Here is a 7,525-nt window from a genome sequence, read left to right on the forward strand (position 1 = left end):
ATTTTAGTGATGTTAAAGGGCAGGAGTCTATTAAGCGCTGTATGGAAATAGCAGCTGCCGGCGGTCATAATATTATTTTGATTGGACCACCTGGAGCCGGAAAAACCATGCTTGCTAAACGATTGCCTAGTATTTTACCTCCTATGACGTTACGTGAAGCGCTCGAAACGACTAAAATTCACAGTGTAGCTGGTAAACTAAAGGAAGTTGGATTGATGAATCAAAGACCTTTTAGGAGTCCGCATCATACGATTTCTAATGTGGCGTTAGTAGGTGGAGGAAGTTACCCACAGCCAGGCGAAATTTCGATGGCGCATAATGGGGTTTTGTTTCTGGATGAGCTGCCCGAATTTAAGCGGGACGTGCTTGAAGTCATGCGTCAGCCGCTTGAGGATCGCGAAGTCACGATTTCAAGAGCCAAGTTTACGGTAACCTATCCGTCGTCGTTTATGTTGGTGGCGAGTATGAACCCGAGTCCGAGTGGGTTTTTTAACGATCCCGATGCGCCACAAACTTCCTCACCACATGAAATGCAGCGGTATTTGAGTAAAATATCAGGTCCATTGTTGGACCGAATCGATATTCACATCGAAGTAACTCCTGTACCTTTTGATAAATTGTCCGATGATCGCAAAGCCGAAAGTAGTGTTGACATCCGTAAGAGAGTCACAGCGGCTCGCGAAATTCAGTCGGCACGGTTTGAGGAGATGAACAACATTCATTACAATGCACAAATGAATACGAAACACATCAGGGAATATTGCAAGCTTGACGATACATCGAAACAATTACTAAAAACCGCGATGGAACGCTTGAATTTATCCGCTCGTGCTTACGATCGGATTTTGAAAGTAGCCAGAACGATTGCTGATCTTGAAGCAGCGCCAATTGTGGTTTCTTCACACATCGCTGAAGCGATTCAGTATCGAAGTTTGGACAGAGATGGTTGGTTGGGGTAGATTTAAAGTAATATTTGAACAATGCTAAAGTAGCCACTTTTTTTACTGCTTTATAGATTTCTATAAATAGATTCTTATTTGTTGTAAAAGATTAGATATGAATAGAAAAAGTGTTATTGTACTATTATATCGTGTTTAGTTAACAAACCTTTCAAACCTGCTTTCGCAAAAAGTGCTTTGTTAATTTTAGTTCTTGAGGGATCAATACTGAAGTTTATGCTAGTTCTAAAATCAGCTTTGGAAGCGTTTGCTCGGTCAAATTCGGCTCGATATAGATCACAATTAATAAACTGAGCATTAGTTAAGTCTGCTTCCATGAAGTCAACTGCTACTAAGCTAGATTCTAGGAATGAGGTGCTTTTTAATTTCAAACTATAAAATTTAGAAAAATCCAATACTGATTTTTTAAAGTGAATTTCAAATATTAGTTTGTCACACATGGCAAAATTTACATCTTTGATTTGGCATGAATTGAAATATACCGTTCTAAATGCAACATGGTTAATGTTAGCGCCGTTAAAATTGCAATTAAAAAAGGTACAGTCTACAAAGGTGACTGCAATAAAATTACAACCTGAAAAATCACAGTTCGTAAAAGTACACGACTCAAATTCTTTGAAATTAATTTCTTCCAATCGATAGACTGAATCGCTGAATTCCCGATTAAGGTTGTAAGCATACATAGTTTGTATGGTCTAAATTAAATTTTTAAAATGGAGGACGAACTATACCCACAAACGTACTACATCTATTTAAAGAAGACTAATAAAATTTGGTTGTCTTGGACTTTGTTATATAGGTAGTATTTGTAAGAACTATTGATTGAGTATACCATTATTTGCTATTTTTAAGTTTATTATGGAATTTAATCCAGTTATTGATAGCTTTTTAACGTAATTAAGCCAAATATGGGTCATTTTAGTTTTTTATATGAGGAATCAATTAAAACTGTTAAAATGCAACTGCCTGAATTATAGTTATTTAGAATAGTAGTCTTTTGAAGAATCAGCATGAATCAATCGATTTCGTTGAATTTTACTTAACAAAATCATAAAATTTGATTTGGTTTTTAATCTTTAACTACATTTGATGTCTAAATGAGAGTCTATCTAATCATATTATTATTCGCTTCATTCTTCTCGTTTGGGAATGGACAAGATGCATACAAGAAAACTACTTTAGAAAGGTTTTCTGTGGAGCAATCGCCTCTTGCGAATAAGGTGGAGACTGATTTTTTAGGTAAATCTAGTTTACATGCTAGCATTACCGTAGAAAGCGAATATCTAATTGTTGAAGAAATTTTCAATAATGATGATGTTTCTAATTCTTTTTTTTCATTAAAACTTAGTGCAACTAAGAAAAATTTCCCATCACTTCCTGTCATAGTAATTATCAAGGACAGTGCTAAAGGTTTAAAAAACGAACAGCCATTTTATGGTTATTCCCAACCTATTTACATTTCGCAGCAAGTACTTCGTATTTGATTGACACCCATACAATAGATTTTTTTCTTCGCCATTTTTTATCAGTCTAAAAATGACTTGTAAGGACGATTAATAAATCGTTCCGTCTATTGTATTTCCAAATTTATCCCAAAGAACAATTTAATTTAAGCATTCCACCACTCAATTCATAGTAATCATGAAGAGAATTTCCATTTTATCTGGACTAATAGTCCTATTAAGCGTAGTGAGTTGTAACTCAAAAGTAGAAGAAAAAGAGGCAGAAGAAATATACACAGCCACAAATCCCGTGACTATCGATACCTCTTTCACTAAAGAATATGTTTCGCAAATTAGATCGGTCAAAAACATTGAAATTAGAGCACTCGAAAAAGGATTTTTACAAAAAATTTATGTTGATGAAGGTCAATTTGTTAAACAAGGACAACTTTTGTTTAAAATATTACCAACCATGTACGAAGCCGAGTATCAGAAGGCCATTGCAGAAGTAAAGGCATCTGAGATCGAGATGATGAATACAAAAGTATTATCAGACAAAAATGTAGTTTCTAAAAATGAATTGGCTGTCGCCAAAGCAAGACTAGAACAAGCCAAAGCAGAATTAGCGGTTGCTAATTTTCATTTGTCTGCAACGAATATCAAAGCCCCTTTTTCAGGAACTATCGATAGAATACCTAAAAAATTAGGGAGTCTGATTGATGAAGGTGAGCTGCTTACAAGCTTATCTGATAATAGTCAAATGTTTGCGTACTTCAATGTATCTGAGCCTGAGTATTTGAACTATGAAACAGATATTAAAAATCGTGCTGATAACAAGGTAGGTTTGCTTTTAGCCAATGGAGTAGCTTTGAAATATAAGGGAAATGTTGAAGTAATCGAAAGTGAATTTGATAGTGAAACGGGTAATATTGCTTTTAGATCTCGTTTTCCTAATCCTGATAAATTATTAAAAAACGGCGAAACTGGAAAAGTGCAAATGACCGTACCGCTTAAAAATGCATTGGTAATACCTCAAAAAGCGACTTACGAGATTCAGGATAAAAAATATGTTTTTGTCATTGATAATAAAAATAAGGTACACTCACAAGAGATTAAAATCAAAGGTGAAATTCCTGATTTATATGTAATTGAAAGCGGTCTTACCATGGGTGATAAAATTTTACTAGAAGGTGTTCAAAAAGTAAAAGAAAATGATATCATTAAGTTCAAAGTTTTAAAGGCTGCTGATGTGATTTCACATTTAAGATTGAAGGCTGAATAAATTCATCACATAAAAAGAAATAAAAATGTTTAATAAATTTATTCAAAGACCCGTACTGTCGATAGTAATATCGCTCATCATAGTATTTTTAGGGGTACTATCAGTACTTAATTTGCCTATTACTCAATTCCCATCTATTTCACCACCAATGGTGAATGTAACAGTTGATTATCCTGGATCTAACGGAGAATTAATGATTAAGTCCGTTATTATTCCGCTGGAAAGAGCTTTAAATGGAGTTCCGGGTATGAAATACATGACTTCAGATGCTGGAAATGACGGAGAAGCAAGCATTCAATTAGTGTTCAACTTGGGAACCGACCCCAATCAAGCAGCCATTAATGTTCAAAACCGTGTTGCTTCGGTTACTAATAAATTACCGCCATTGGTGATTCGTGAGGGTGTGAAAATTACACGCGAAGTACCAAGTATGTTAATGTACGTCAACCTTTTTAGTACGGATAAAGGTACTGATCAAAAATTCTTATATAATTATGCCGATATTAACGTATTGTCAGAATTAAAAAGGGTGAATGGTGTTGGATCAGGAGATATTTTAGGAACACGTGAATATGCCATGCGTATTTGGTTGAAACCGGATCGTATGCTTGCTTATAAAATCTCTACAGATGAGGTTATGGAAGCATTATCTAGTCAAAGTTTAGAAGCTTCACCCGGGAAAACAGGAGAAGCATCTGGAAAAAGATCGCAAGCATTTGAATATGTATTGAAGTATTCAGGACGTTTTACCAATGAAAAACAATACGGAAACATAATTTTACGATCTAGTGCGAATGGTGAAATATTGCGATTAAAAGATGTTGCAAATATTGAATTTGGAAGTTCAATGTATGATATTTATTCTAATTTGAACGGAAGACCTTCAGCAGCTATCGTACTAAAACAGTCTTTTGGTAGTAATGCGAATCAAGTGATTTCAGACTTGAAAGCTAAGTTAGAAACCATTAAGAAAAAGTTTCCAAAAGGAATGGATTATGAGATTTCTTATGATGTATCTAAATTCTTGGATGCGTCTATCGAAAAAGTAGTACATACGCTAATTGAGGCTTTCATATTAGTAGGTTTGGTGGTGTTTCTATTCTTAGGAGACTGGCGCTCTACTATTATTCCAGCTATTGCCGTGCCGGTTTCGCTAGTTGGTACTTTCTTGTTTATGCAATTTTTTGATATATCATTAAACTTAATCACGCTATTTGCATTGGTTTTGGCTATTGGGGTTGTTGTAGATGATGCAATTGTAGTTATTGAAGCCGTGCATGCCAAGATGGAAGAGGAACATCTCACGCCTCTTAAAGCGACTAAAAAAGCAATGCATGAGATCGCGGGAGCAATTATTGCAATCACCTTTTTGAGGGCTGCTGTATTTATTCCAGTTGCATTCATGTCGGGACCAGTTGGAGTTTTTTACCGTCAGTTTTCAATCACAATGGCAACTGCGATTATTTTATCTGGAATTGTAGCACTGACTTTGACACCAGCACTTTGTGCTATGATGTTAAAAAACAATCATGGTGTACCTAAAAAGAAAACACCAATTAATAGATTTATTGATGGGTTTAATAACACCTTTAATTTGGCTCAAGGCAAATACCAAAATTTACTTGGCAAAATTATAAAAAGAAAAGCGATCACGTTTATCGCATTGATCGGATTTTGTGCAGGAACGTGGTTTATTAGTAGTACCGTACCATCTGGATTTATTCCTAATGAGGATCAAGGTATGTTTTATGCTATTATTCAAACGCCACCGGGATCGTCTTTGGAGCGTACAAATGATATCTCTGTTAAATTACAAAAAATTGCTGAAGGTGTAGAAGGTGTAAAATCAGTTTCTTCTTTAGCAGGATATGAAATTTTGACCGAGGGTACAGGATCAAATGCAGGAACCTGCTTAATCAACTTAAAGGATTGGGACGATAGAAAGCAAACAGTGCAGGAAATCATGACAGAACTGGAGGAAAAATCAAAAGATATTCCAGGTGCCAACATTGAGTTTTTTCAACCACCGGCTGTACCAGGATATGGAGCTGCAGGAGGATTTGAACTTCGTTTATTAGATAAAACAGGTTCAGGAGATTACAAAAAGATGGAAGCGATTAATAATGATTTTGTTAAAGAACTAAACAAGCGCAAGGAGTTATCCAATGTATTTAGTTTTTATAGTGCGAGTTTTCCGCAGTATATGATGAAAATCGATAATGATCTAGCACAGCAAAAAGGTGTTTCTATCGAAAACGCTATGAATACCTTGTCTACTTTGGTGGGAAGTAACTATGAAATTAGTTTTATAAAATATGGTATTAACTATAAGGTGATCGTACAAGCATCACCGGAATACCGCGCTTTACCAGAGGATATCTTGAAGTTATATGTGAAAAACAATAGAGATGAAATGGTCCCTTATTCTGCTTTTATGAAGTTAGAAAAAGTATACGGTTTATCTGAAATCACACGACACAATATGTATACCTCTACTGAAATTAGTGGAGCTGCAGCCGTAGGATACAGTAGTGGAACTGCTATTAAAGTAATTCAGGAAGTTGCTGCAGAAAAATTGCCAAGGGGTTATGACATTGATTGGGCAGGAATATCAGCTGATGAAGTAGCGCAAGGTAATCAAGCGATTTGGGTGTTCTTAATTTGTCTTGGATTCGTATACTTAGTGTTGGCGGCGCAATATGAGAGCTTCATATTACCACTATCAGTAATTTTATCGCTACCAGCTGGTATTTTTGGAGCTTTCTTACTACTGAAATTAACAGGTTTAGAAAACAACATTTATGCTCAAGTTGCGATGGTCATGCTTATTGGTTTATTAGGTAAAAATGCGGTACTGATTGTCGAATTTGCAATACAGCGACATGCAGCTGGTCGATCAGTTCTCGAAGCTGCCATGGAAGGTGCTAAAGCAAGGTTTCGCCCTATTTTAATGACCTCATTTGCATTTATAGCTGGTTTAATTCCGCTTGTTTTCGCTTCGGGTCCAGGTAAAATAGGTAACCGAACTATTGGAACAGCTGCCGTAGGAGGGATGCTAGTAGGTACAATTTGTGGTGTTTTTGTAATTCCAGGGCTGTACTACATTTTTGCTAGACTAGCAGAAAAATATAAGTTGGTTAAAAACGAAGAAGAAAATCCATTAACAGAAGAAATTGATAACAATGAAGTTCACAAAGAAAAATAGTATAGCACTTGCTATCAGTATCTTGATAGTTGGATGTAAAGCACCGTCAATAGTAGAGAGTTCTACCAAAGCGGTTGTGCCTGAAGCGTTTCTTGCTAGTACAGACACTTTGAATACCGCTAATGTACAGTGGAAGACTTTCTTTAAAGATAAGAATTTGCAAACACTGATAAGTACCTCATTAGATAATAATCAAGAGTTATTGATGACGTTGCAAGAAATTGAAATTGCTAAGAATGATATCCGCATGCGAAAAGCGGCCTTGTTACCAACTGTGGGACTAAGAGCAGGAACAGGCGTAGAAAAAGTAGGACGATATACGAGCCAAGGTGCGGGTGATGCCACTACTGAGATCGCTCCAGGCAAAGAGTTTCCTGATGCTTTAACTGATTTTGCCATTGGTGCCTACGCAAATTGGGAAGTAGATATTTGGCATAAGTTGCATACCGCAAAAAAGGCGGCAGTTTCCCGCTATCTAGCCACTGTCGAAGGTAAAAACTTTGTCCGCACTAATTTAGTAGCTGAAGTAGCTAATTCTTATTATGAATTGCAAGCCTTAGACAATCAACTTTTGATTATAAAACAGAATATCGCACTGCACAAAAGCGCTTTAGATATTGTTAAATTGCAAAAAGAA

General features: G+C 36.0%; 6 protein-coding genes. 5 read left to right on the top strand and 1 reads right to left on the bottom strand.

What is annotated here, in order from left to right; translation table 11 throughout:
- A partial coding sequence (locus tag P8M54_RS06365) for a YifB family Mg chelatase-like AAA ATPase (RefSeq protein WP_300286386.1) occupies positions 1–959 on the top strand: 959 nt, incomplete at its 5' end.
- A 113-nt stretch (positions 960–1,072) separates the two neighbouring features.
- On the opposite strand, the gene P8M54_RS06370 is transcribed toward P8M54_RS06365, so the two are convergent.
- Entirely contained in the window at positions 1,073–1,642 is a 570-nt protein-coding gene (locus P8M54_RS06370) for a pentapeptide repeat-containing protein (RefSeq protein WP_300286388.1), read from the bottom strand.
- A 414-nt stretch (positions 1,643–2,056) separates the two neighbouring features.
- Here P8M54_RS06370 and P8M54_RS06375 point away from each other — a divergent pair, with 414 nt between their 5' ends.
- The 4 genes from P8M54_RS06375 to P8M54_RS06390 form a co-directional block, all read left to right on the top strand.
- Positions 2,057–2,443, top strand: coding sequence for a hypothetical protein (locus tag P8M54_RS06375; protein ID WP_300286390.1), 387 nt, complete (start codon positions 2,057–2,059; stop codon positions 2,441–2,443).
- Between the two features lie 157 nt (positions 2,444–2,600).
- Positions 2,601–3,683, top strand: coding sequence for an efflux RND transporter periplasmic adaptor subunit (locus P8M54_RS06380; protein ID WP_300286392.1), 1,083 nt, complete (start codon positions 2,601–2,603; stop codon positions 3,681–3,683).
- 25 nt (positions 3,684–3,708) lie between these two features.
- Positions 3,709–6,888, top strand: coding sequence for an efflux RND transporter permease subunit (locus P8M54_RS06385; RefSeq protein WP_300286394.1), 3,180 nt, complete (start codon positions 3,709–3,711; stop codon positions 6,886–6,888).
- The coding region (locus P8M54_RS06390) for a TolC family protein (RefSeq protein WP_300286397.1) at positions 6,866–7,525 on the top strand (660 nt) is incomplete at its 3' end. The genes P8M54_RS06385 and P8M54_RS06390, both read left to right, overlap by 23 nt.

Source organism: Flavobacterium sp., assembly GCF_029242675.1.
Taxonomy (GTDB): domain Bacteria; phylum Bacteroidota; class Bacteroidia; order Flavobacteriales; family Flavobacteriaceae; genus Flavobacterium.

Coding starts and splice junctions, on each gene's coding strand:
- P8M54_RS06370 (WP_300286388.1), bottom strand. CDS start 1,642: ATGTATGCTTACAACCTTAATCGGGAATTCAGCGATTCAGTCTATCGA.
- P8M54_RS06375 (WP_300286390.1), top strand. CDS start 2,057: ATGAGAGTCTATCTAATCATATTATTATTCGCTTCATTCTTCTCGTTT.
- P8M54_RS06380 (WP_300286392.1), top strand. CDS start 2,601: ATGAAGAGAATTTCCATTTTATCTGGACTAATAGTCCTATTAAGCGTA.
- P8M54_RS06385 (WP_300286394.1), top strand. CDS start 3,709: ATGTTTAATAAATTTATTCAAAGACCCGTACTGTCGATAGTAATATCG.